A 25,047-nucleotide genomic window follows, 5' to 3' on the forward strand; every position below is an offset into this window, starting at 1 on the left:
ATAGGCTCAGTGTGCCGGTTCATGTGCTACGTGCGCCATCGCTGTTCACAAGCGGCACCCCGAGTAGCTTTAGCTGTGTAGTGGCTTCGACCAAGCGCTCCTGCAGGCCCTGCGTCTACTGCACCTGAAGCGCGGATGCTTCGCTCAGCCGGGACACCTCCTCCTGCAATGTGCGACAACGCTGTTCAAGGGCTTCATTCGAGCGTTCGGAGCCGGCCAGCGTGCTCTGCAGAGCCTCCAGGGCCTGAGTTTTCTGCGCCACTAGCTGTTGCTGTGCATGTCGCTCTTTTTGCAACTGCCGCGCCTCGGTGAGCAAGCGTGCATTGTCGCGGTTCAGTTGCGTCAGTTCGTCCTGCTTGATTATCAAGGTCTGCTGCAGTTGCCGCAGTTCTAGTTGCAATTGTTGTATCTGCGACTCGTGTCGGCGTTGTTCCTGCTCACGCTGTTCCTTGCTGGCCTGCCGGTAGTGCTCCAGGGTGTCGCGCGCATGTCGGTGTTTTTCCTCCAGCGAGTGGATCTGTGCGTCGCGATCCTTGTGCCGCTCCTCCAGGTCGCGATTAGCCTGCTGTAGGCGGGCGTTCTCGATCTCGGCCTGCTGCCGTTGCTCGCGTGCCTGCTGCAACTCGTGATGAGTGGTCTCAAGTCGTTCCGCGTCGAGCGCGGTCTGGCCTTCCAGTTGTTGGATGCGGTTTTCGGCCTGTCGAAACCGATGCTGGTAATCGAGCCGTTCGCGGGCCAGTTGTTCGCGCTCCTGGGCCACGGCGGCCTGCGCCTCCTCCTCTAGCTGATCTGCCAGTTGGCTGACCAGATTGGCCAACTGTTCGCTGAGCGGGATCAAGGCCGCATCCCGGCCGCGCTCGGCGTCTTCAAGCTCTTTCAGGTAGCGGTGAATGGTGGTCTTTGAACCGGTATTGCCCAGCTCGATGCGCACCGCATCAATACTGGGGTGGATACCGCGGGCGAGTAGAGAATTCCGGGCTTTCTGCACGATTGCTTTGTTGATGCCACCGCGGGCCATAAGTGGAACTCCTGACGATTTCGTTCTGTGGTATGTACTATGTAAATACATAGCATATTATCAAGAACTTCGTTTTTTTCCGCTCGTATTCTAGAATTGGATAATCATGAATTATCCAAGGTGATGCGGTGTTTTTGTCGTTTGGCAGTCGCTCACCGGTACACCAAGGGGATGCGCTCAGATGAGCCAGGAGATCGAGCGGTACCTGCAGGCCGGCACTCGTGCCAACACCCGGCGGAGCTATCAGCAGGCGCTTGAGCACTTCGAGGTGACGTGGGGTGGCTTTCTGCCGGCGACTAGCGATACAGTCGTGCGCTATCTGGTCGATCACGCCGCCACCCTGTCCAGCAATACCTTGAAGTTGCGCCTCGCGGCGTTGGCGCAGTGGCATGTCAGCCAAGGCTTCCCGGATCCGACCAAGACTCCGCTGGTCCGCCAGATCCTCAAGGGCATTCGTACTTTGCACCCACGCCAAGAGAAGCAGGCCGAACCTTTGCAGCTGCGCCAGCTCGAACAGTGCGTGTTGTGGCTGGAACAAGCTTTGGAGCAGGCCCGCGCGGAAGACGACTTGCCACGGCTACTGCGCTGTTGCCGCGATCGCGCTCTGATACTGATCGGCTTCTGGCGGGCCTTTCGCAGTGATGAGCTATGTCGCCTACAGGTCGAGCACATCCAGGTGCGGACCGGGGAGGGCATGCAACTGTTCCTGCCCTGGAGCAAAGGTGATCGGGACAACCAAGGCCAGACCTTCAACGCGCCGGCGCTGGCCAGGCTGTGCCCAGTACAAGCCTACGTCGACTGGATCAGTCTTGCGGGTATCGCACGCGGGCCGGTATTCCGTGGAATTGATCGCTGGGGGCACTTAGGTGAGCAGGGCTTGCACCCAAATAGCGTTGTCCCACTCATGCGCGCCGTACTGCAGGCAGCAGGGCTGCCTTCGGAGCTGTACAGTAGCCACTCGCTGCGCCGCGGGTTTGCCACCTGGGCCACCCGCAGCGGCTGGGATATCAAAGCGCTGATGCAGTACGTAGGCTGGAGCGATGGGCAATCCGCATTGCGCTATGTCGAGAGCACAGGAGTGTTCCCTGGGCAACTGAGTGCGCTACAACACATCTCAAACTGGCCCGAGGGACTGCCATAAGACCGCCTTCCGCGGCCCCGATCTGCACCTAGCTGCGCACTGGGAACACCAGCTCGTCATGTGCGGTGCAAATGAGTCGATGATCCAGCACATGGAAAATTGCAGGGTTCTTGGCATCCTGGGCACCCACAAAGAAGAGGTAACTGCGGGATGCCTGCTTGTCTTTTTTGGCTTTTATGTTCTCTTGCCGGGCTATTTCCAGCTCATTTTTCAGTCGCCCGCGGGCAGCTGCTGACCACTCGCTCCAAAGGACGACCACCTGGTAAGGCGTTAGTTTTTTCTCTTCCCATTCGCCCGCGTTGAGTGAAATGGTCAAGTGTTCATGCTACAAAGACGCGCTGAGGGAACGCTGGTCGAGGCAGTCCAGGTTGTACTGCCTGCGAGGCTGAATGGATCCAATGACTGGACGATGGAGAAGCTGACCGAGCTGATAAGGGTCTATGACCGGGACGAACGAGTCTTGGGCTACGACTTCCAAACGGCATCAGGCCAGACCTACTCGCACAGAGATTGCCTGTACTCACAGGACGGAGCCAAGCACCAGGTCTATTGTTCGATGATGTGTCCCGCATGAGATGGTCGCCACCTCTGGTGGTTCTTGGCAGGGCCACTCACGAGGTTTGACAGGACAATGAAGGCTCTTCCCGAGAAAATCCTGGACATCATTCAACAGCTTCCAGAAGGTGAGGTTCTGACACCTAGCAGATTCCTGCATCATGGTTCTCGCCATGCTGTGCAGCGAGGACTCTCTCGCCTGGTCGAAGGTGGAAAGCTGTTTCGCGTTGCTCGGGGCATTTATGTTGCCGCAGTCGAAACTCGGTTCGGCGTGCGCCCGCCGGCACCGGAGAAGGTTGTCCACTCGCTGGCTAATGCGCTGGGTGAAGTGCTGGTCGACCACGGGGCTCGTGCCGCGAATAAATTAGGGCTGAGCACACAGGTTCCAGTTCGCTATGTCTTTCTAACCGACGGACGCTCTAGGGAGCTTCAGGTAGGCAAGACCACCGTGTCGATTCGGTATGCGCCTCGATGGTTGATGGCTCTAGGCGCTACTGGAGCGGGGGAAGCCATTCGAGCATTGGATTGGATTGGCGAGGCAAGCGTGGGGTATGCCGTTTTCAAACTTCATAAACTACTACCCGAGAGCGAATGGGGTGATCTGGTGTCAGCTCACCGCTCGTTACCTATCCGGATGGCGAATGCAATCTGCGCTCAGTCGAGTTGCACCCACCCTGTCAAGTTGGGCTAGCGGTTTAGCTGTAGCCTACTTACCGCCAGATCGGCATCATCTGGAATGGGGCAATTCGATGTGAAAGCCCGTGAGGCCGGCGGCTGAGGTGCACCAGATGCGGCCTTTGTGAGCCTCAATGATGGATCGGGTGATGGCAAGTCCGAGCCCGGCGTTGCTCGGGCTTCCCTCCCGCCGAGCGGGGTCGACCCGGTAAAAGCGGTCGAAGAGCTTCTCTAAATGCTCTGAGCTAATTGTGTCCCCTGGGTTCTCGATGCTGAAGGTTGTGGAGTCCGCTGTCTCGCGGATCAAAACCGAAATTGTATGTCCCACCGGCGTGTAGCGCAGTGCATTGGACAGCAAGTTGGAAAGTGCACGATCAAGCATCAGCCGATCTCCCAGCACTTGGCCTGTGCCTGTGAGCGATAGTTCAATGCCATGTTCTTCGGCCAGAAGGTGGTAGTAGTCAAACAGCTTGAAGACTACGTCAGCCAGTTCGATCCTGGCCTGCTCGGGGATGATCAGGCCATTATCAGCCTTGGCCAAGAAAAGCATGTCATCAATCATCCGAGACATGCGCTTCAAGTCCTCCAGGTTGGAGTAGAGATTCTCTTCATAGGCATTGATATCGCGTTTCTTGCTCAGCACGACCTCGGTGTGGGTCATCAGGTTGCTAACGGGCGTGCGTAGCTCGTGGGCAATGTCGGCCGAAAAATTGGAGAGCCTAACGAAGGCATCCTCTAGCCGAGCCAACATCGCATTGAAGGATAGAACCAGTTGCTGAAGTTCCCGCGGCACTGGTTCGAGAGGGATTCGTTCCTGTAACGAGCGAGCGGACATCCCGGAGGCCACATGAGTGACTTGCCGCAGAGGCCTAAGGCCGCTGCGAGCAACCACCCAGCCGAGCGCGGCACTGAACAGGGCACTGATGACCAATCCAATCCAGAACCATCGTTGCAGCGTGTCGAAAAAGTGTGTGTGATTGGTGACGTCAAGAATCAGCAAAGCTGTGAGCGGCTCAGCCTGATCGGCTACCGAGATTTGCGCCGTCATGCCGCGGTACATGTGTTGGCCGTTCTGCCACTCCCACATGCTCTGCTCATTTTCACGTCTGAAACGCTCTGGTACTTCGACTGCTCTGGGGTCGGAGAACAGTACAGAACCGTCACTGGCCAGGATAGTGGCCGCCAGATCCTGATGGGCTCCCAGCAAGGCTCGCAACTGCGGTAATTCTTCCGAAAGGCTCGCTTCACCGCGAGCATTGTTGAGGATATGTTTGGCGGATTCGAGTTTCTCCACCAGGGCCTGCCGATCCAGCATCTTGAAGTGGTGCTGGCTGAGCATATTGAAACTCAGCCCTGCTACCGTCAGGACTGCAATTACCGCGGACATGAACATCAGGCTCATGCGTGCTGTCAGCGAAAGGTGCTTCATATTCACTCCGGCGCATCCATCATGTATCCCATGCCGCGGGCGGTATGAATCAGCTTGAGATCGAAATCGTCATCGATTTTTGCGCGTAGCCGGCGTACCGCAACCTCAATGACATTGGTGTCGCTGTCGAAATTCATGTCCCAAACCTGAGAGGCAATCAGCGACTTCGGGAGCACCTCGCCGCGCCGGCGCAGTAGCAGTTCCAGCAGTGAAAACTCCTTCGCGGTCAGGTCAATTCTTTTCCCGCCACGGATCGCACGCCGCTTCATCAGATCGACTTCCAGATCGGCAATTTTCATGGTGGTCTGCGTCGGCGAACCATTACCTCTGCGCAACAGCGTTCTGACCCTGGCCAGAAGCTCTGAGAAAGCAAATGGCTTGATCAGGTAGTCGTCCGCACCCAGCTCCAACCCTTTAACGCGGTCTTCCACACCATCGCGTGCCGTCAAGAACAGTACGGGGACGTCTTTTCCTGCTGCGCGCAACATGCGCAGCACTTCCCAACCGTCCAGCCCAGGCATCATTACATCCAGAATTAGCAGGTCATAGGCTTCGCTAAGTGCATGCTGAAGGGCATCTGTACCGGTCATAACCCGGTCGACATTGAACCCAGCCTCGGTGAGACCTTGCTGGAGGTACGTACCGGTTTTGGGTTCGTCTTCAGCTACCAGTAGTTTCATGTGTGCAGACTCCAAAAGTCGGGTGGCCTGAGTTTGCAGGCAAACCGCGGCCCCAACCAGAAGCTTACGAAAATGTAATTCTGACTTCAGCTCACTGACAGGGTGGCTTGTCTAGGGTGCAAGCATGAGCACTAGGTTGTGCTCTCGGCCCTCGACAGACCAAAAGCAGAGGTGCCGGCCATAGTTAGCACTGATGGAGACTGCCCCATGAAATCGCTGAAACCTTTACTTCTGGTTGGTTCGCTGCTGCTTTCTTCTATGGTCTGGGCCGAAGGGGGGGGTGATCGTACCTTTGAGCGCATGCAGCAGATGCGCGACAAAGCGGAAGCCGTGCTGATCCAGGCAGAGAAGGCCCCAGTCGGCGAGCGGCATGTGCATATGAAGGAGCACATGAACATGCTCGAAGACCTCATGAGTCAGCTGCACAATGAACATCCTGCTCCAGGCATGTCTGCCGAAGATCATTTGGCCTGGATGGAAAAACACGACAAGTTAGTAGACGACGTGCTGGGTCAAATGATTCGCGAGCACAAGCTGATGATGGCCGACAAAGAGTGCCATAAGTAAGAGTTTCCCCCATCTTCCAGGCCTTCCGTGATTGCTCCTTTGGCCTAGCGGCGCCTCAATGGCGCCGTGCTTTTTTCCAGCTGACGCAATTGTAGTTTTGGGGTCAGCGGCCTGGCAGGAAGCGGGGAATAGCATGAGATTTCCAGCCTACCTAGCGAGGTCTCACCATGAAACGCATCCCTCTTAAGCTGCTGATCAGCACACTGTTCATCAGCACCACTTTTCCGGCATTTGCCGAGACCAGCGACAGTAGCAATGGCATTGGGCAGCAGGCCCAGGCGACGCCAGCGACTCGTACCATCTTGGTAAAGATGGACGACATCAACTACAGCCAGAAAACGATCGATGTGAAGCCAGGTGAAACCGTGCGCTTCGTTCTGAAGAACGAGGGCGCGTTGATGCACGAGTTCAACATCGGGCAGGCAGCGTCCCAGCTGGAGCACCAGCGCAAGATGGCGTCCTTGTTCAAGGACGGCACACTGACCCCGACCGGCATGGCCGAGCGCATTGTCTGGCATGAGCGTTATGGCACGGGAGACTCCAACCCTCCAGGCTATCCGGAAGTCATCAAAGCCAAGCATGACGACCCGAACGCGGTTCTCGTCGAGCCCGGCACAACCAAAGAGTTCGTGTGGACCTTCCCTAAGGCGGGCAGTTTGAGCTTCGCCTGTACATTGCCTGGGCATTACCAGGCGGGGATGGTCGGTGAGTTTGCTCTGCGTTAGTCCGGCATCGGTGCTACCCGTTGGCAGCGGGCTGGGTAGCACCGATCTGACGAACCTTACTGCGATGTAGTTTTCACGTCAGCGTACCGCCAGCTGCACCTCATTAGCATCGGGACTCATCCCTCCTCAACACCTCAGAGGCACACCATGAAACTCAGACCCGCTTTCATAATCACCACCCTTGGCTTGCTGCTCAGTGCTGCCAATGCGCTGGCCAGCCCGGGCCACAAGAAAGACAGTATTGGGCAACCGGGAGACGGTCAGGCAGTAGATCGCACCATCGAAGTCCGGATGGGGGACATCTTCTTCGAACCCAAAGCAATGGAGATCAAAGCAGGCGAGACAGTTCGCTTCGTCCTGAAAAATGACGGTGCACTGCTACACGAATTCAATCTTGGCAAAGCGGCATCTCATGCCGCGCACCAGAAAGAGATGGCCGCGATGTTTCAGAACGGCACGCTGTCCCCTACAGGTGCACATGACATGAGCAATATGGGCCATGCCATGGGCGGCATGAAGATGGTCGGTATGGAACACGATGACCCCAACAGTGTTCTTGTCGAACCTGGAGCACGCGAAGAGTTGATCTGGACCTTCTCCGCCGCCACCGAACTGGAGTTCGCCTGCAATATTCCAGGACATTATCAGTCGGGAATGGTCGGTAAGGTGACCGTACGCTGACGTTTATTGATACTCGCCAACTCCGTCCAGTCTGAGACACCTATACTGATCCGGCCGCCATTGAAACGAGGCTATTGTCGTGGACCATACCCATCACACCAGTACCACTGAGCCGCCTTTTTGGAAGAGCAAGATTGGCATTGCGCTGATCATGCTGGCCGTAATCGGCATCTTCTATGTAGCGCGTGAGCATTACGGTCATCTTTCGCAGGCCCTGCCGTACCTCATCCTGCTGCTATGCCCGCTGATGCATCTGTTTGGCCACAATCACGGCGGGCACTCCCACTCCAGCAGCACCGCTGTTTCCAAGGACGAAGAAAGGACATAGATCGCATGCAAAAGACCTCCTGCCATCATGACCAGGATCATTCACATAACTCGCACGCCCACTCCGAGAGCCAGCGCGACCCGGTGTGTGGCATGGAGGTCAAACCTGATGGCCCTTATCGCGAGAGCTTTGAAGGGAAGGCCTATCATTTCTGCAGTGCGAAGTGCCTAGAGAAATTCCAAGCAGATCCTCATCAGTACATGAGCCATCAGTCTCATGGGGAGCATCACCAGCACGCGACTCCAGCACCCACATCGACACCTGTAGGTGCTGAATACACCTGCCCGATGCATCCAGAAATCCGTCAACCGGCTCCCGGAAACTGCCCGATCTGCGGGATGACGCTGGAACCTGTCATCCCGGAGCTGGAAGAGGAGGAAAATCCAGAGCTGAAGGACTTCTCGCTGCGGTTCTGGTGGACCCTACCGTTGACCGTCATCGTGACCGTATTGGCGATGGCCGGCCATTCCTTGCAACTGTTTCATGGCACGACCCAGAACTGGGTCGAGCTGGCTCTGGCGACGCCCGTGACGCTATGGGGTGGCTGGGTATTCTTCACCCGCGGCATTGACTCCATCCGCCACCGCAGCCCCAACATGTGGACCCTGATCGGTTTGGGAACGGCCGCTGCCTACCTCTACAGCGTGGCCGCTACCTTGGTTCCGCAGTGGTTTCCGGCGGCCTTTGCCCAGGACGGACGTATCGGCGTCTATTTTGAAGCAGCCGCAGTGATTATCTCACTCACGCTGTTGGGCCAAATGCTCGAACTCAAGGCCCGCTCGCAGACTTCGGCAGCCATCAAGTCACTGCTGAGGCTGGCACCAAAGACTGCGCGTCGCATCAAGCACGATGGCCAGGAAGAAGATATTCCGCTGACACATGTCCATCAGGGCGACCACCTACGTGTCCGGCCGGGAGAGAAAGTCCCGGTGGACGGTACGGTTCTAGAGGGGGAGAGCGCCGTCGACGAGTCGATGCTTACCGGAGAACCGTTACCCGTGACCAAGCGGGTAGGGGATGCCCTTATCGGTGCCACCATGAACACCCATGGAAGCCTGGTGATGGAGGCGCAGAAGGTCGGTGCCGAGACCATGCTGTCGCAGATCGTTCAGATGGTGGCCAGAGCCCAACGTTCCAAGGCCCCCATGCAGCGTATGGCTGATGCGGTGGCAGGGTATTTCGTGGTCGGGGTGATCCTGATCGCGATTCTGACCCTCTTCGGCTGGGGGCTATTAGGGCCGGAATCAGGCTGGGTATTTGGCCTGATCAATGCGGTGGCGGTGCTAATCATTGCGTGTCCCTGCGCTCTGGGTCTGGCAACCCCGATGTCCGTCATGGTTGCGACTGGCAAGGCCGCTAGCAGCGGTGTGTTGTTCCGCGATGCCAGCGCCATCGAAAATCTATGCAAGATCGACACGCTCATCGTCGACAAGACTGGAACCCTGACTGAGGGGCGTCCCGTATTCCATAGTGCGGAAGGGACAGGCGGTTACGACTCCAATGAAGTGCTGCGCCTGGCTGCTAGTCTCGACCAGGGTAGTGAGCACCCGCTGGCTCATGCCATAGTCGATCATGCGCGCGGTCAGGGCATTGCACTGGTCAAACCGGACACTTTCGAATCTGGCTCGGGTATTGGTGTGCGCGGCCAGGTCGATGACTATCAGCTGCAGCTCGGCAACACCGCACTGATGGACGAGGCGGGCGTCGATATTACCCCGCTGCGCAATCGCGCCGAGCAACTGCGTCTGGGAGGCATCAGCATCATCTATTTGGCCGTTGATGGCCGCCTGGCGGGACTACTGGCCGTTTCCGATCCGATCAAGCCTACTTCTCAACAGGCTGTCTCCAAGCTTCAAAGCGAAGACGTAAAGGTCATCATGGCCACTGGTGATGGCCTCACCACAGCAAGAGCCGTGGCGCAGCAGCTCGGAATCGAGGAAGTGCATGGTGAGGTCAAACCGCAGGATAAGGAGAAACTAGTCGCCGATTTGCAGGGCTATGGCCGTCGTGTCGCCATGGCGGGTGACGGTATCAACGATGCGCCCGCCCTGGCCAGGTCTGACGTAGGTATCGCCATGGGCACCGGTACCGATGTGGCGATGAACAGCGCCCAAGTGACGCTGGTCAAGGGAGATCTGATCGGCATCCTGCGAGCGCGCACCCTGTCAGTGGCAACCGTGAAAAACATGAGGCAGAACCTCGCCTTTGCGTTCATCTACAACGCGATGGGAATCCCGCTAGCAGCGGGGCTGCTGTACCCGCTGACGGGGCATCTTCTGTCGCCCTTGATTGCTGCGCTGGCGATGAGTGTCAGCTCGGCGTCGGTGGTCTTCAATGCTCTGAGGTTGAAATCAACGGACATGGGATAGGCTTCCATACCACCGACCAGGTGATTATTCAGAAGCGCATCTGACCGGAAAATGCCGTACGGTAGTTTCCGGTCCGACCTATCTGTCGCAACACATAGTGACGAGGTGACGTTCTATGGACTGTTGCCGCTGCGGGTAGGAGACTGGTCGTCGTTAACCCATGAGGACTCTCCGTGGCCCGCATTCGCAGACTGATTATCAGCAACTTCCGATCTATCCAGGCGCTCGACTGGGTGCCGGCCCCAGGAATTAACTGCCTCATAGGTCCTGGCGATAGTGGAAAGTCCAGCATTCTAGATGCGATTGACCTTTGCGTCGGTGCCCGCCGGGGCGGCACGTTCGGCGACATGGACTTCTTCGCTCTGAACGTCGAAACACCCATCACCATCAGTGTGACGCTTGGCGATTTGCCGGTATCGCTGATGGATATCGATGTTTACGGCGAGTTCTTGCGTGGATTCAATCCAGGAACGGGAGAAGTCGACGACGAACCGCGAGCGGGGCTGGAGACCGTTATCACCTTGCTTCTGCAAGTTGGTGCCGATTTGGAACCTACCTGGACACTTTTTTCTGAGCGTGCGGAGCAGCAGCAACTCGAACGCACTCTTCCCTGGAAGGAACGAGCGGCACTAGCACCCGCCCGTATCGGCAGCTTTGCGAGTTCGAACTTGTCGTGGAGTCGTGGCTCAGTGCTCAATCGACTTACTGACGAGCGTGCAGAGCTAGGTGCCGAACTTGCGCGCGCCGCGAGGCAAGCAAGAGCGAACTTTGGCAATCAAGCCGCCGGACATCTAACTCAGACGCTTGAGGTGGTGCAACGCACGGCTCAGCATCTTGGGGTTTCGGTTGGAGCGATGCCACAAGCACTCCTTGACGCACATTCTGTGTCGATTGGCGAGGGTGCGATCGCGCTGCACAGCGACACAGGCATTCCCCTTCGCTCCCTTGGCACGGGCTCGTCGCGATTGCTAGTGGCAGGGTTGCAAAGAGCTGCAGCTAGCGCCGCGCCAATTGCTCTTGTCGATGAGGTGGAATATGGGCTTGAACCTCATCGGCTCATGCGATTCTTGGACTCCCTGGGCGCAAAGGACGCTGCCGCTCCGCTGCAGGTCTTCATGACGACTCACTCACCGGTCGCGCTGCGCGAATTGTCCGGCAGCCAGTTATTCGTTGTTCGGTCTGGGCCTCAACGCCACAGCGTTATGGCGGCAGGGGAGGCCAACGAAGTACAAAGTACCCTTCGGAAGGACCCAGAGGCATTCCTCGCCAAATCCATTATCGTTTGCGAGGGTGCCAGCGAGGTTGGCTTCGCGCGTGGCCTTGATCAATGGTGGGTCAGTCTTGGCGCTACCTCATTCCTGGCTCATGGCGGCGCTTATGTGGACGCCGGCGGAGGAAGTCCCGATAACAGTCTTATCCGTGGAACAGCACTTCAGAACCTAGGCTATCGCGTGATGGTTTTTGTAGACGCCGACAAGCCTTCGACCGCGGGGCTCCCTGAAGCATTCTTGGCCGCAGGCGGACAAATTCTTACATGGCGACCAAGCCTCACTTTGGAGGACGAGATCTTCCGCCATCTCAGTGACCAAGCACTCGATGCACTTCTGGCGAAAGCCGAAGCAATAGTGGGTGCAGAGCTGATGAACGCACACATCCAGTCGAAGTCCCAAGGACGTGTGACACTACATGACATCAAATCTGAAAGATTTATTCAGGGCTACTCGCCCGCGACGCGAGAGCTGTTGGGAGCTGCATCTCGTATCCGCAACAGCGGGTGGTTCAAGTCGTTGACAACCTATCAGGAGGTTGCAAGGGACATCGTCGGCCCGTCTCTACAGAACGCCGACCCGGGCTTCATGGCAGTCACGAATCAGCTCTGGACGTTTACAAGTGCCCCTTGAGATTGATCTTTTTGCTATCGAGCGTGGCTCCATAACAGCCCCCGCAGGTTGTGGAAAAACGCAATTGATTGCCGAGACGCTCATCGCGCATAGACAGAGCAAACCCATCCTCGTACTAACGCATACGAACGCAGGCGTTGCGGCCTTACGGGCACGCCTGAGACGCGCCGGCGTCCCTAGCTCCGCCTATCGAGTATCCACCATCGACGGATTCTCGATGCGCCTCATCGCCAAGTTCCCGGCGCGAAGCGGCCATAACCCGCAAATCTTGGAGCTCCACCAGCCCAACACTGACTACCCTGCAATTCGAGAGGCTGCCAGGCAGTTACTGCACGCTGGCCACCTTGCTCAGTCTCTCCGTGCCACCTACGCGCGGTTGCTTGTCGACGAGTACCAAGACTGCAATGTGGTCCAGCACGCTATCGTTTCAGGTTTAGCCCAGGTGCTTCCGACCTGCGTGCTCGGTGATCCAATGCAAGCCATCTTCGACTTCCGTGGCAACCGACTGGTGCATTGGACGAACGAGGTACTACCCCAATTCCCGGCAGCGGGAGAACTGGGGACGCCGTGGCGCTGGCGACTGGCCGGCGCTGAGAACCTCGGGCAGTGGCTGCTCGCCATACGGCAACAACTTCAAGCTGGCCAGCCGGTGGATCTGCGCACGGCTCCGGCTGAAGTGCGCTGGGTGCAGCTCAACGCCGGGACCGAAGTCCAGCAGCGGCTGGTGGCCGCTAGAACCGAGTCACCCAACGCTCGGGGCAGCGTCCTCATCATCGGGGACTCCATCAACGTGCAAGGTCGCCATCAGCTCACGAGCCAGACACCCGGCGCCATGGCCGTCGAAGCCGTCGACCTAAGGGACCTCGTCAACTTCGCCAGGAACTTTAACCTGCAGGGTGCCAATGCTCTGGCACAACTTGCGGAATTTGCTTCAAGCGTGATGACGGGGGTAGGTGCAGCAAACCTGCGAACGCGTGTGGAGTCTCTGCGCACAGGACGTGCCCGAACGCCACCGACCCCGGCCGAGGCCGAGGCCGTCGCATTCGTCGGGGAGCCAACACCGCAGCGAGCACTCCTTGTGCTCAACGCCCTCGCCGAACAGCCGGGGGCACGGGTGTAGGGGTTATGCCGAGATAAGGCAAAAATTAGGACATTCGTTCTGCAAGATATTGAACTAAAAGGAAATTTATTGAGTTCTTGATTGCTGGTCATCCCCCGCCTGACTAGCCGTCTATGCTGATGTTTTGCCTTACTTGGGGGATGAACTCAATGGCTTCGGTGGAAAGGACAGCCTACCGGCTCTTGCCCAGTCAGTTGCCAGCTAAGGAGCTGCATCGATGCTATTCCCTGTCTGATTCAGAGATCGAATGGGTCAATAACACCGCTAAGAGTCCAGCGCTATCGATTGGGCTGGCAATCCAACTAAAGGTGTTTCAGCAGCTACACTATTTTGTTCCGTTCGAGGAGCTTCCTCAGGAGCTCATCAGTCATGTCCGACAATGCCTTCGCTACGGCGCACGAATAGCTCCGCGCTACAGCAACCCCCGCACCCTTTACCGACACCAAGCGGCGGTTCGGCAGTACCTGCAGGTTACACCCTTCTATAGCAGCGACGGGCTAGCGATCACTGAGGAAATCGCACGTGACTGCGCTGTAGTGCTTGAGCAGCGAGTCGATCTCATTAATGCCATGCTTGATGAGCTGATTCAGCGTGGCTATGAGCTTCCGGCTTATTCGACGCTCAACAACATCGCAGAAACCGCTTTGGCGAGTGCTCAGGAAGTTACCTTCAACCTGATCGTGCTCCGAGCGCCAATCGAGGTGATCTACAAGCTAAAGGAGCTGCTCGACACGGATTTCGGGCGTCGGCAGAGTGACTTCAACGCACTCAAGCAGGCACCCAAGAAGCCTTCCCGCAAGCACCTGGAGGTGTTGATCGACCACCTGGCGTGGTTAGAGAGCTTCGGAGATCTGGATGCCATTCTTGAGGGGGTCGTCGATGCTAAGATCCGCCACTTCGCCACCCAAGCCGCCGCGTCGGACGTCGCCGAGCTGAAGGACTGCTCGCTGCCGAAACGCTACACACTGATGCTGGCCTTGATCTATCGGATGCGGGTGCGAACTCGGGATCACCTGGCCGAGATGTTCATCCGACGGATTTCGACGATCCACAAACGCGCCAAGGAGGAGTTGGAGCAAATCCAGGCGCGGCAACGCCAGAAGCTGGAGCAACTGGCGGCCACCCTGGATGGCGTGGTGCAGATTCTTGTTCAGGAACCGGATGACCAGGAGGCTGGCAGTCTGATCCGGGAATTCCTCTCTCCCGATGGCAACCTGGATCGGTTGCGCGAGACTTGCGCCGAAGTCCAGGCTACGGGCGGTAACAACTACCTGCCGCTGATCTGGAAGCACTTCAAGTCCCATCGCTCGCTGTTGTTCCGTCTGAGCCACCTTCTTCAACTGGAACCCACGACTCAGGATCGCTCACTTATCCAGGCGCTTCAGCTCATCCAGGACAGCGAAAATCTACACCGCGAGTGGATCGACGAGCATGTCGACTTGTCGTTTGCGTCGGAGCGCTGGGTTAAGGTCGTGCGTCGTCCTGCCAGTGAAGGGCCACCTACCAACCGGCGCTATCTGGAAGTCTGCGTGTTCTCTTACCTGGCCAGTGAGCTGCGCTCGGGTGATATGTGCGTGCTGGGGTCGGAATCTTTCGCCGACTACCGTAAGCAGTTGCTGCCCTGGGAAGAATGTTTCCATCGTCTACCGGCCTACTGCGAAAAGGTGGGGCTGCCTGGCACGGCGAAGGAGTTTGTCGCCTCCCTCAAGATTCAGCTGGAGGAAACCGCGCAGCATCTGGATGAAAAATTCCCTTCTTGCCGAGGTGACGTATCGATCAATGAAGCCGGCGAACCGGTGCTACGCCGAGTGATAGCGCGGGACATCCCGCCTTCGGCCATCTCGCTACAGACGGCGCTTATGCAGCGCATGCCGGCCAGGCACGTGCTCGACATCATGGCCAACATTGAGCATTGGATTCAGTTCACTCGGCATTTCGGGCCGATGTCCGGCAACGAGCCAAAGCTCAAAGAACCGGCCGAGCGCTACCTGATGACGATCTTCGCCATGGGCTGCAACCTTGGCCCCAACCAGGCCGCACGGCATCTGGCCGGTAATGTCACGCCGCACATGCTGTCCTATACGAATCGCCGCCATCTCTCGCTTGAGAAGTTAGACAAGGCTAACCGCGAGCTGGTGGAACTCTATCTGCAACTTGACCTGCCCAAGCTCTGGGGCGATGGCAAGGCGGTGGCCGCGGACGGTACGCAGTTCGACTTCTATGACGACAATCTGCTGGCCGGCTACCACTTCCGCTATCGCAAGATGGGGGCCGTGGCGTACCGACACGTGGCCAATAACTACATCGCGGTGTTCCAGCACTTCATCCCGCCTGGTATCTGGGAGGCAATCTATGTGATTGAGGGGTTGCTCAAGGTCGACCTCAGCGTCGAACCCGATACGGTGTACTCTGACACCCAGGGCCAGTCGGCCACGGTGTTCGCCTTCACTCATCTGCTGGGCATCAATCTGATGCCGCGTATCCGCAACTGGCGCGACCTGGTGATGTGCCGGCCAGATCGCGGCGTTTCGTATAAACACATCAACCGTCTGTTCACCGACACCGCCGACTGGCACCTGATCGAAACCCACTGGCAGGATCTGATGCAGGTCGCGTTGTCAATCCAGGCCGGCAAGATTTCCTCACCTATGCTGCTGCGCAAACTTGGCTCCTACAGTCGGCGCAACAAGCTCTATCATGCCGCGCAAGCGCTGGGCAGCGTGATCCGGACGATCTTCCTACTCAACTGGATCGGCAGCCGCGAGTTGCGCCAGGAAGTCACCGCCAACACCAATAAGATCGAGTCCTACAACGGCTTCTCTAAGTGGCTGTCCTTTGGCGGTGACGTGATCGCCGAAAACGATCCGGACGAGCAACAGAAACGCCTGCGCTACAACGACATGGTGGCCTCGTCGGTGATCCTGCAGAACACCGTGGACATGATGCGCATCCTGCAGAAGCTCGCCCGTGATGGCTGGCAGTTCACTGACGACGACGTATCGTTTCTCAGCCCCTACCTAACCAGCAATGTCAAACGTTTTGGGGAGTTCAACCTGAAACTCAAACGCCCACCGGAACCCTGGATCAAGGATTCCATTTTCCAGCAGGCTGCGGGATCAATGCGTGCGAAACAGATGTCTGACAGCAACGTTGAGGTGACGAACTGATGCATATCCCGCCAGCTTCGTTCCGCGTGACACCTTATGGGGACGTCGATACCAAGGTACTCGACTCTCTGCGTGCAAGCTACGACACCGCTCAGTTGCTCAACTTGGTCGACCGGCTGGATGCCTGCCTTGCTGAAATCGGAGGGGTCGGCAGCATTCGAGAAGACTTCCTACGCCTGCATGGCATGGCCATGACGGTACTGGAAGGTTTCCCCCTCACTGTGGCTACCAGTGATGTCGACAGTATTTGGGCGCAGGCGATGGCCCTTCAAGAGGATATTTCTGCTTTATGTTCATGCTTGCAGGCGGGTTCTAAACACGTTGCTCCTTTGGCAGCGCTTGCTCCTGACTATCAGGACTAGACTATTCGTGCAAATGGGCTGCCGGCAGACTGAATACAATGGAGGTGCAGAGTAAAACTGATGCTGCAGGACTGACGAGTAACTCTATAGCATCGCTGTACTGTGGGGTGAATTTGACTCTGGGTAGCCGGTTTTGACGCCCTGTAGGCACGCTGCCATCCTCCCGGGCATCGGCCTAGATAAAACGGGTAAGCGGATTAAATGGTTGATCTTACCTTTGCATGAGAGTGAGACAGACCGGCATCTCATCGGATTATCTGGTTGATGCTTCACCTACTGCTGGTGCATGTTTCCTTCGCTAATTCCAGCAAGAACCCCACACGCCTCAACTTCCCGGTCATCGTTGCAACTCGCTCTCAGTGAAACGAGTTGTTTCTCAAGCGCTTGCAGAGCGGTTATCTGCGACCGCACATGAGAGATGTGATCATCGAGCAAGGCGTTGACGGCGGTACAAGGCTGATGAGGGTCGTCCTGATAGCGCTTTAGTTCGTGAATTTCTGCCAGTGACAGATCCAGGATGCGGCAGCGACGAATAAAGGCCAGCCGCTCAACGTGTTTCTCGGTATAGACACGGTAACCGTTGTCCTGCCGATCAGGCGGCGGCAACAAGCCCTGCTGTTCATAGAAGCGGATCGTCTGTGTTTCGACCCCTACCAACTGCGCCAACTGACCAATGCGCATCAGCCTCCTCCCCAACGGATTCTTTACTCTATTGACCTTATAGTAGCTTTATAGTTTTAAATGGTACCACAACATTGTTCAAGTGGAGTCGTATCATGAGCAAATCCTGTGGTGGCGCCTGTGGCGGTGATGCAACGTCCGCAGCGGATACCGATATACAGGCCTCCTCCGAGGCGCCAGGGAGATGGGTCAGTGTTTATGCCGTGCCGAAGATGGACTGTCCATCAGAAGAACGAATGATTCGCCTAGCCCTGAACGGCTTTGAGGAGATTCGGGCGCTGTCCTTCGACTTGTCGAACCGCCGGCTGAAGGTCGTGCATGACGGCGAGGTCGAGCCCGTCACCTCGAAACTGAAGACCTTGGGGCTAGGCGCCTCGCTTCAGGAAACCGTCGCTGCAAATCCGGAGACCATCAAGGCCGCCGAGTTTTCGGCAGCTTCTGCTAAGCAAGAATCCGGGACCCTGCGCTGGTTGCTCGGCATCAATGCACTTCTGTTCGTGGTGGAAATGACTGCCGGTCTGATCGCCCGGTCCACCGGCCTGATTGGAGAATCCCTGGACAATTTTGCCGATGCGGCGGTGTACGGGCTTGCCCTTTATGCGGTTGGACATAGCGTGAAAATGCAGGTACGTGCCGCGCATCTTGCTGGTGTACTGCAACTGATCTTGGCTGTGGGCGTGCTCGTAGAGGTGGTGAGACGCTTTGTATTCGGTAGTGAGCCTGAATCGCTGGTGATGATGGCTATCGCATTCGTCGCATTGATTGCCAATACCAGTTGTCTGCTGCTCATATCCAAACATCGGGAAGGCGGGGCGCACATGAAGGCAAGCTGGATATTCTCGGCCAACGACGTGGTGATCAACCTGGGGGTCATCACCGCCGGCGCCCTGGTCGCGTGGACCGGTTCCAATTATCCGGATCTGATTATCGGCACCATCGCGGGGGGCATTGTACTTAACGGTGCCAGACGCATTTTGGCGTTGAAGGGTTAAATAATGCTCATTATTGGCAAAAAGCTCTCGCCGTATGCCCTATTGTCCATATCGGGCCTGCTGGCAGCGTCTGATCAGGCTGTAAAGTGGCTGGTGCAGCAATCAATGGCCTATGGCGAGTATGTTTCGGTGACCCCGTTCTTTAACTGGGTGCACCTATGGAACACCGGTGCCGCATTCAGTCTTTTTGCGAATGGTGGAGGCTGGCAGCGCTACTTTTTTATCGGAATCGCGGTAGTGGTCTCGATTTTTCTGATCAAGCTGATCCTTGAAAATCGTCATAAAGGAGAAGCCATCGCTTACAGTCTTATCCTCGGTGGCGCCATGGGCAACCTGATTGACCGGGTCTTTCGCGGCTATGTTGTGGATTCCTTTGATTTCTATTGGCGAGACTGGCATTGGCCGGCCTTCAACCTGGCTGATATTGCAATTGTCCTCGGTGCCTTACTTTTCGTTTCCAGCAGCTTGTTGGGTAAAAAAGCAAACACCAATGCCGAGTCGGATGGATCTGACTGACACCTACGCCTATACAACACCATGACCGAACTTCCCGACAACATCCTTCACCTGCCGCAATACCAAGTACTGGGCTGCAAATCAACCGACGACGAAATGCACTTCCAGGTGGACGTGCCCGATCCCATCGCCTGCGAGGAATGCGGCGTGCAGGGTGAGTTCGTACGGTTCGGCAAGCGTGACGTTCCCTATCGTGATCTGCCCATCCACGGCAAGCGGGTCACTCTCTGGGTGGTCCGCCGCCGATACACCTGCCGGGCCTGCAAGACAACATTCAGGCCCCAGCTACCGGAGATGGTGGACGGATTCCGTATGACACTGCGGCTGCATGAGTACGTGGAGAAGGAATCCTTCAACCACCCCTACACCTTTGTGGCGGCACAGACCGGCCTGGACGAGAAGACGGTGCGCGACATCTTCAACGCCCGCGCCGAGTTCCTGGGGCGCTGGCACCGCTTCGAGACGCCCCGCATCCTGGGCATTGACGAGCTATACCTGAACAAGCGCTACCGCTGCATTCTGACCAACATTGAGGAGCGAACCCTGCTCGACCTGCTGGCCACCCGCCGCCAGGACGTGGTGACCAACTACCTGATGAAGCTGAAAGACCGGCAGAAGGTCGAGATCGTCAGCATGGACATGTGGAACCCCTACCGGGCAGCGGTCAAGGCTGTGCTGCCCCAGGCCCGTATCGTGGTCGATAAGTTCCATGTGGTGCGCATGGCCAACGATGCCCTAGAGAGAGTGCGCAAGGGCCTCAGAAAGGAGCTGAAACCGTCCCAGAGCCGGACTCTCAAGGGAGACCGGAAAATCCTGCTGAAACGCGCTCACGAAGTCTCAGACCGGGAGCGCCTCATCATGGAGACCTGGACAGGCGCGTTCCCGCAACTGCTGGCCGCCTACGAGCACAAGGAGCGCTTCTACGGCATCTGGGACGCCACCACACGGCTCCAGGCAGAAGCCGCCCTGGACGAGTGGATAGCCACCATCCCGAAGGGCCAAAAGGAAGTCTGGAGCGATCTGGTCAGGGCAGTGGGAAACTGGCGCGAAGAGACCATGACCTACTTCGAGACGGACATGCCCGTCACCAACGCTTACACGGAGTCCATCAACCGACTGGCCAAGGACAAGAACCGTGAAGGGCGCGGTTACTCCTTCGAGGTGATGCGGGCACGAATGCTCTACACCACGAAGCACAAGAAGAAGGCACCGACTGCGAAGGTCTCTCCTTTCTACAAGAAAACCATCGGTTACGGACTGCCGGACTTCGCAGAGGAACTCAACTACGGAGTCGATCTATCAACCATCTGAGGGTGGTATCAGATTGATGGGGTGAAGGTGCCCCATCAACCATTAAATCCGTATACCCGTTAGTAATACCTTCTTCCCCATCTCGGCCGCGAAGCCAGTTTGAGTGATTGCCTGGCTCGCGCATTTCCAGCGTGTCATAGGAGTAGCGCTTTCGCTTGAACAGGCTTTTCAATGCGGCGAACTCGTGGCTTTTCTCGTCTTCTATTCCGACGACTTTTCCTACAAGCGCCTCCCAATGACCTACGCCGTCGGCCAGCATCGCCTGGTAAGTCTCTGGGTCCAGCAAGGCTTGCTGTTTGAAATGAATGATGCGGTGTGTCATAGACGCGCTCGGGAGTGGCCAAAGAGAAGTCGCTAGCCTATAGGTTCCGGGTCATTCGTGAATAGTTGCCCTGAGCTTTAGCAAACCTTCGTTGACCCACAATTTCAACCAAGTTGCGGCCTGCAGGGGGGCTTGCTCTCCATGTGTTGCGCTCAATGACTCGCAGAGTTCGGCGAACGATCCACCCTCGACGAAAAACCGCAATGCTGACGCCTCTTCTGGCTCCAGGCTTCGGTACTGGCATACGAGGTTATGACGCCAGACCAGACAGTCTCGATTCCCGGCTGGTTGGGTGGCAACGGGAAGCAGATCCCCAGACTTGGCAGCCTTCCACAGCGCCAGGGTGTTGTACTGCAATCGCAGCCATCTGGCAGATGGAGTCAGGGAAACCCTGAATGAAACCCAGTCTTCAGCCGAAAACTCACTGATGGCCTGCAGTGAAAGCGCTTCGACGTCCTGCGCATCGAAAGCCAGTGTAAAAGCCCACTCAAGCTCCGCGAGTTCGCGAATCGGTGAAAGTTGAGGTTCCGCAATGTAGCTGCCAATAAACTCGGGCAGCTTCTCACCAAGCCAGCGAATGCTGAAATGCCGTGGTGGCCAGGCGGTGAAATAGGCCAGTGCGAGTTGCTCGAACGACTCTTCTCCCAGCCATTGCTGCAGCGCCGGGAAATCCTCGCGCAGCACCGCCAGCAGGCGCGAGCGATAGGCGTTATGGTAGATCCGCAGGCCTTCGAGGGCACTCAGCGCAGTGCAACCCCGGACTTGCTCCAAAAGCTCGTTGGAGGGCAGGGCACCATCTGTCAGGTAAGTTTCAAATGCAGTCTGTAAGGCGCTCAGGCTCAAAGGGTTGCCCTCGATATCACGCCATTGGCGATAGCTCGGGCATGCTCCAACTCGGATAACAGATCCTCGAACGGTGGAAAATGATCATCCCGCTCGATCAACGTCGACGTTGGACCCAAGTAGCTCAAAGTCTTGCTGTAGAGCGCCCAAACCGGGTCAGCGATGGGCTGGTCGTGGGTGTCGATGAGGTATTGCCCGTAATCGCTATGCCCGGCCAGATGAATTTGACGAATCCGCTCGTGCGGCAATTCCAAGATGAACTGCCATGGGTCAAAATCCTGATTTCGTGCGCTGACGTAGACGTTGTTCACGTCAAGGAGCAATTCGCAACCGGTCAGGAAACTCAGTTCCGAGAGAAACTGCGATTCGCTCATGCTGGACGTCTTCCACTGCACGTAAGAGGAAACGTTCTCCAGCACAATGGGACGTTCCAGAACATCCTGCACTAGACGCACCCGCGCGGCGACATGCAGCAGGCTTTCTTGGGTAAATGGCAGCGGCAGCAGGTCGTGGAGTTGATGGGCGTTGCCGCGACTCCAGCACAAGTGGTCGGAAACCCACTGGGGCTGTATCCGGTCCGCCAGTTGCTTGAGCTGTCGTAGGTAGCCCATGTCCAGGTTATGTGAACCGCCGATCGACAGCGATACTCCGTGCATCACCAACGGGTATTGCTCGCCAATCGCATCGAGAAAGTAGAGGGCCTTGCCACCGCCCACCAGGTAATTCTCGGAAATGATCTCAAACCAGTCGACCGCAGGTCGCTGTTCAAGAATCTGCTGGTAATACTCACTGCGAAGGCCAAGACCGAACCCCAGTGTTTTGTGCTTACTCATTCAAGACTCCAGCAGGGGAGTGGCAGGCACTCCCCGCAACGGCATTATTCGCTGGTCTTACCACCGGCCTCATCGCACTTGGCCTGAGTCATCAGCTTGAAACCCTGGCCTTTACATTCTCCCTGGCCTTTGCAGGCATTTTTGGCGGTCATGCAGTCGTTCTGGCCCTTGCAACCGTTGACGCCGAAGCACTTCACTTCAGCTGCTTTGGTGTCCTGGGCGGCCTGGACAGGCAGGGTAGCAAACAGGCTGGCGGCCACGAGAGCCAGAGCGGCACCGGTAGCGACGTTGGATTTATTCGACATAGTGACAATCTCTCTTAATTGTTGGTGGTCTTATCCGCGGGTGCGAATGACCCTGAGTAGCTTAGGCATCGCTGCCGAGCATGCCCTCTCAAGAAATTCGCAAGGCTTTATGAGGGCATGAAAGACAGTACCGAGCCTTCTGGATGGGCTACAAGAAAGAAATAGCAACCTGACAGAACTGTAATGTTCGGCTCAGGTTGCTGACAGGCCCTCTTAGTTAACGTGACATCGAGCCTAAAGCTCGGCCTCTGCAGTTGCAGGGACCACTTAACTTACGAGGAATACCCAAAATGAAATCGATCAAAGCTCTGCTTGTAGTTACTGCTCTGAGCATCTCCAGCTTGGCAATGGCTGAAGGTGGTGCTGACCGAACCTTCGCGCGCATGGAGCAGGCACGCCAGACGTCTCTGGAGGCCTACCGGGTGGCCCAGCAGCAGAAAGTTGAGGCTCCTGTAGCCAGCAGTCCAACCGAGCAAGCAGAGCACACCAACTGCTGAAGTCATCTACCTTACAGAAATGTAATCACCCGGATGGTTGGGATATGGCAGTTTCATACTGCTCATCGTCGGTAAGGCTTGTGCAATGCACCGACGTGGAAAGTTGAGGGGTAAATCCCCGACATTGAAGCAGCCATGAACCCGAGACCGGGCACACCATCACCGGCTCATTTGACGGATTGGACAAAACGGCATGCAAAGCAAAACCACAAGGCGCACCTTCGTCAAAGGCCTGGCAGCCACCGGTATTATCGGCGGACTTGGCCTGTGGCGCACGCCGGTCTGGGCGGTGAACAGCCCCGGCCAGCCCAACGTACTGACTGGTAACGAATTCGACCTATTCATCGGTGAAACCCCGGTGAACATCACCGGCGCAGCGCGCACGGCCATGACCATCAACGGCTCGCTCCCTGGGCCGATTCTTCGTTGGCGCGAAGGCGATACCGTCACATTGCGCGTGCGCAACCGCCTCAAGGAGGACACCTCCATCCATTGGCACGGCATCATCCTGCCGGCGAACATGGATGGCGTTCCTGGCCTGAGCTTCCATGGCATCGCCCCTGATGGCATGTATGAGTACAAGTTCAAGGTCAACCAGAACGGCACCTACTGGTATCACAGCCATTCTGGGCTCCAGGAGCAGGTCGGCGTATACGGTGCGCTGGTCATCGATGCCAAGGAGCCCGAGCCCTTCAGTTACGACCGTGATTACGTCGTGTTGCTGAGCGACTGGACGGATGAAAATCCAACGCGGGTACTGGCCAAGCTCAAGAAACAGTCGGACTACTACAACCAGCACAAACGCACCGTTGGTGACTTCATCGATGACGTAAGCGAGATGGGTTGGTCCGCCGCCGTAGCCGACCGTAAGATGTGGGCCGAAATGAAGATGAGCCCGACTGATCTCGCCGACGTCAGTGGCTACACCTACACCTACCTGATGAACGGCCAGGCACCTGATGGCAACTGGACCGGCATATTCAAACCAGGCGAAAAGATCCGCCTGCGCTTCATCAACGCCTCGGCGATGACCTATTTCGATGTGCGCATCCCGGGCCTGAAGATGACTGTGGTTGCGGCCGATGGTCTGCACGTCAAACCGGTCAGCGTCGACGAGTTCCGTATCGCCGTGGCCGAGACCTACGACGTGATCGTCGAACCAGACAGCGAACAGGCGTATACCGTGTTTGCACAATCCATGGATCGCACTGGCTATGCGCGCGGCACCCTTGCTGTACAGGAGGGGTTGAGTGCACCAGTACCCAGCCCCGACCCGCGTCCGCTGATTGCCATGGGCGACATGGGTATGGATCACGGCAGCATGGGCGGTATGGATCACGGGAACATGGCCGGGATGGATCAGGGCAATATGGCGGGAATGGATCATGGCAGCATGCAGGGTGGCATGGCTGGTATGGATCACAGCCAGATGGCCGGAATGGATCATTCAAACATGGCTGGCATGGCTGGCATGGCTGGCATGGCTGGCAACATGCAGGCACACCCGGCCTCAGAGACCAACAATCCTTTGGTCGACATGCAGACCATGACGCCGACGCACAAGCTGGACGACCCAGGTATCGGCCTGCGTGATAACGGCCGGCGCGTGCTGACGTACTCTGACCTGCGCAGCACCTTCCCTGATCCGGACGGGCGTGAGCCAAGTCGCACCATCGAGCTGCACCTCACCGGGCATATGGAGAAATTCTCCTGGTCCTTCGATGGAATCAAGTTCTCTGACGCCGAGCCTCTACGCCTCAAGTACGGCGAGCGTGTTCGCATCACGCTGGTCAACGACACCATGATGACTCACCCGATCCATCTTCATGGCATGTGGAGTGATCTGGAGGATGCGAACGGCAATTTCCTGGTGCGTAAACACACCATCGACATGCCGCCAGGTTCCAAGCGCAGCTATCGGGTGACCGCCGATGCGTTGGGGCGTTGGGCCTACCACTGCCACCTGTTGCTCCACATGGAAATGGGCATGTTCCGTGAAGTCCGTGTGGATGAGTAAAGGAGATTTCTG

General features: G+C 57.1%; 24 protein-coding genes and 1 pseudogene. 16 read left to right on the forward strand and 9 right to left on the reverse strand.

What is annotated here, in order from left to right:
• Positions 1 to 115: 115 nt before the first annotated feature.
• The gene (locus V9K84_RS03825) at positions 116 to 1,018 is read right to left on the reverse strand and encodes a DNA-binding protein (protein ID WP_046787887.1); all 903 of its coding nucleotides are present in this window, start codon (positions 1,016 to 1,018) and stop codon (positions 116 to 118) included.
• 181 nt (positions 1,019 to 1,199) lie between these two features.
• Between V9K84_RS03825 and V9K84_RS03830 the strand changes: the two genes are divergently transcribed.
• Entirely contained in the window at positions 1,200 to 2,159 is a 960-nt protein-coding gene (locus tag V9K84_RS03830) for a site-specific integrase (protein WP_004374696.1), read from the forward strand.
• Between the two features lie 28 nt (positions 2,160 to 2,187).
• On the opposite strand, the gene V9K84_RS03835 is transcribed toward V9K84_RS03830, so the two are convergent.
• Positions 2,188 to 2,475 (reverse strand): hypothetical protein, encoded by a 288-nt coding sequence (locus V9K84_RS03835; RefSeq protein ID WP_016487034.1) that lies wholly within the window; start codon positions 2,473 to 2,475, stop codon positions 2,188 to 2,190.
• A 315-nt stretch (positions 2,476 to 2,790) separates the two neighbouring features.
• Here V9K84_RS03835 and V9K84_RS03840 point away from each other — a divergent pair, with 315 nt between their 5' ends.
• Complete coding sequence (locus V9K84_RS03840) at positions 2,791 to 3,405, forward strand: DUF6088 family protein (RefSeq protein WP_046787888.1); 615 nt, start codon at positions 2,791 to 2,793, stop codon at positions 3,403 to 3,405.
• 36 nt (positions 3,406 to 3,441) lie between these two features.
• On the opposite strand, the gene V9K84_RS03845 is transcribed toward V9K84_RS03840, so the two are convergent.
• The gene (locus tag V9K84_RS03845; RefSeq protein ID WP_016487036.1) at positions 3,442 to 4,818 is read right to left on the reverse strand and encodes a heavy metal sensor histidine kinase; all 1,377 of its coding nucleotides are present in this window, start codon (positions 4,816 to 4,818) and stop codon (positions 3,442 to 3,444) included.
• A gap of 2 nt (positions 4,819 to 4,820) precedes the next feature.
• Positions 4,821 to 5,498: a heavy metal response regulator transcription factor gene (locus V9K84_RS03850; RefSeq protein ID WP_004374688.1), complete on the reverse strand. Its 678-nt coding sequence runs from the start codon at positions 5,496 to 5,498 to the stop codon at positions 4,821 to 4,823.
• 207 nt (positions 5,499 to 5,705) lie between these two features.
• Here V9K84_RS03850 and V9K84_RS03855 point away from each other — a divergent pair, with 207 nt between their 5' ends.
• From V9K84_RS03855 to tnpC, 9 genes and pseudogenes are all read left to right on the forward strand, one after another.
• Positions 5,706 to 6,065 (forward strand): co-regulatory protein PtrA N-terminal domain-containing protein, encoded by a 360-nt coding sequence (locus tag V9K84_RS03855; RefSeq protein ID WP_024616817.1) that lies wholly within the window; start codon positions 5,706 to 5,708, stop codon positions 6,063 to 6,065.
• 167 nt (positions 6,066 to 6,232) lie between these two features.
• A complete protein-coding gene (locus tag V9K84_RS03860) occupies positions 6,233 to 6,790 on the forward strand; it encodes a plastocyanin/azurin family copper-binding protein (protein ID WP_024616818.1) in 558 nt (185 codons plus the stop codon).
• A 147-nt stretch (positions 6,791 to 6,937) separates the two neighbouring features.
• On the forward strand, positions 6,938 to 7,471 hold the full coding sequence (locus V9K84_RS03865) for a cupredoxin family protein (RefSeq protein WP_003246762.1): 534 nt from the start codon (positions 6,938 to 6,940) through the stop codon (positions 7,469 to 7,471).
• Positions 7,472 to 7,550: 79 nt separating this feature from the next.
• The gene (locus tag V9K84_RS03870; protein WP_003246761.1) at positions 7,551 to 7,799 is read left to right on the forward strand and encodes a DUF2933 domain-containing protein; all 249 of its coding nucleotides are present in this window, start codon (positions 7,551 to 7,553) and stop codon (positions 7,797 to 7,799) included.
• Between the two features lie 5 nt (positions 7,800 to 7,804).
• A complete protein-coding gene (locus V9K84_RS03875) occupies positions 7,805 to 10,168 on the forward strand; it encodes a heavy metal translocating P-type ATPase (RefSeq protein ID WP_168186813.1) in 2,364 nt (787 codons plus the stop codon).
• Between the two features lie 173 nt (positions 10,169 to 10,341).
• Positions 10,342 to 12,069, forward strand: coding sequence for an ATP-binding protein (locus tag V9K84_RS03880; RefSeq protein ID WP_046787889.1), 1,728 nt, complete (start codon positions 10,342 to 10,344; stop codon positions 12,067 to 12,069).
• Positions 12,059 to 13,186: pseudogene (locus V9K84_RS03885) on the forward strand (UvrD-helicase domain-containing protein); the annotation flags it as partial. The gene V9K84_RS03880 and the pseudogene V9K84_RS03885, both read left to right, overlap by 11 nt.
• A gap of 152 nt (positions 13,187 to 13,338) precedes the next feature.
• Positions 13,339 to 16,356: a Tn3 family transposase gene (locus tag V9K84_RS03890; protein WP_046787890.1), complete on the forward strand. Its 3,018-nt coding sequence runs from the start codon at positions 13,339 to 13,341 to the stop codon at positions 16,354 to 16,356.
• Entirely contained in the window at positions 16,356 to 16,718 is a 363-nt protein-coding gene (gene tnpC / locus V9K84_RS03895; RefSeq protein WP_017849612.1) for a Tn3 family transposase post-transcriptional regulator TnpC, read from the forward strand. Before V9K84_RS03890 ends, tnpC begins: the two co-directional genes overlap by 1 nt.
• A gap of 273 nt (positions 16,719 to 16,991) precedes the next feature.
• Here the strand turns inward: tnpC and cadR are convergent, their stop codons facing one another.
• Positions 16,992 to 17,399 carry a Cd(II)/Pb(II)-responsive transcriptional regulator gene (cadR, locus tag V9K84_RS03900; RefSeq protein ID WP_010794431.1) on the reverse strand — a complete coding sequence of 136 codons (408 nt, stop codon included), beginning with the start codon at positions 17,397 to 17,399 and terminating at the stop codon, positions 16,992 to 16,994.
• Between the two features lie 95 nt (positions 17,400 to 17,494).
• On the opposite strand from cadR, the gene V9K84_RS03905 reads away from it, so the two are divergent.
• The 3 genes from V9K84_RS03905 to V9K84_RS03915 are packed head-to-tail and all read left to right on the forward strand — an operon-like array spanning position 17,495 to position 20,218.
• Positions 17,495 to 18,391 (forward strand): cation transporter, encoded by an 897-nt coding sequence (locus V9K84_RS03905; RefSeq protein WP_004364974.1) that lies wholly within the window; start codon positions 17,495 to 17,497, stop codon positions 18,389 to 18,391.
• A gap of 3 nt (positions 18,392 to 18,394) precedes the next feature.
• Positions 18,395 to 18,907, forward strand: a complete 513-nt coding sequence (gene lspA / locus V9K84_RS03910) for a signal peptidase II (protein ID WP_003821921.1) — start codon at positions 18,395 to 18,397, stop codon at positions 18,905 to 18,907.
• Between the two features lie 21 nt (positions 18,908 to 18,928).
• A complete protein-coding gene (locus tag V9K84_RS03915) occupies positions 18,929 to 20,218 on the forward strand; it encodes an ISL3-like element ISPpu12 family transposase (RefSeq protein ID WP_004574636.1) in 1,290 nt (429 codons plus the stop codon).
• On the opposite strand, the gene V9K84_RS03920 is transcribed toward V9K84_RS03915, so the two are convergent.
• From V9K84_RS03920 to V9K84_RS03935, 4 genes are read right to left on the reverse strand one after another with little or no spacing between them, the layout of a single operon-like run.
• Complete coding sequence (locus tag V9K84_RS03920; protein ID WP_075044229.1) at positions 20,187 to 20,540, reverse strand: hypothetical protein; 354 nt, start codon at positions 20,538 to 20,540, stop codon at positions 20,187 to 20,189. The two genes, V9K84_RS03915 and V9K84_RS03920, sit on opposite strands and share 32 nt — an antisense overlap.
• A gap of 51 nt (positions 20,541 to 20,591) precedes the next feature.
• Entirely contained in the window at positions 20,592 to 21,383 is a 792-nt protein-coding gene (locus V9K84_RS03925; protein ID WP_024616823.1) for a DNA-binding domain-containing protein, read from the reverse strand.
• On the reverse strand, positions 21,380 to 22,216 hold the full coding sequence (locus V9K84_RS03930; protein ID WP_024616824.1) for a DUF692 domain-containing protein: 837 nt from the start codon (positions 22,214 to 22,216) through the stop codon (positions 21,380 to 21,382). The genes V9K84_RS03925 and V9K84_RS03930 overlap by 4 nt, the downstream gene beginning before the upstream one ends.
• A gap of 44 nt (positions 22,217 to 22,260) precedes the next feature.
• Entirely contained in the window at positions 22,261 to 22,521 is a 261-nt protein-coding gene (locus V9K84_RS03935; protein ID WP_004577564.1) for a membrane protein, read from the reverse strand.
• A 290-nt stretch (positions 22,522 to 22,811) separates the two neighbouring features.
• Between V9K84_RS03935 and V9K84_RS03940 the strand changes: the two genes are divergently transcribed.
• Together V9K84_RS03940 and V9K84_RS03945 are read left to right on the forward strand one after the other, a co-directional pair.
• Entirely contained in the window at positions 22,812 to 23,018 is a 207-nt protein-coding gene (locus V9K84_RS03940; RefSeq protein ID WP_003139535.1) for a co-regulatory protein PtrA N-terminal domain-containing protein, read from the forward strand.
• 193 nt (positions 23,019 to 23,211) lie between these two features.
• Entirely contained in the window at positions 23,212 to 25,035 is a 1,824-nt protein-coding gene (locus V9K84_RS03945) for a copper resistance system multicopper oxidase (protein ID WP_024616825.1), read from the forward strand.
• Positions 25,036 to 25,047 lie beyond the last annotated feature (12 nt).

It is taken from the genome of Pseudomonas sp. AE27 (genome assembly GCF_037113495.1).
In the GTDB taxonomy this organism is placed as follows: domain Bacteria; phylum Pseudomonadota; class Gammaproteobacteria; order Pseudomonadales; family Pseudomonadaceae; genus Aquipseudomonas; species Aquipseudomonas palmensis.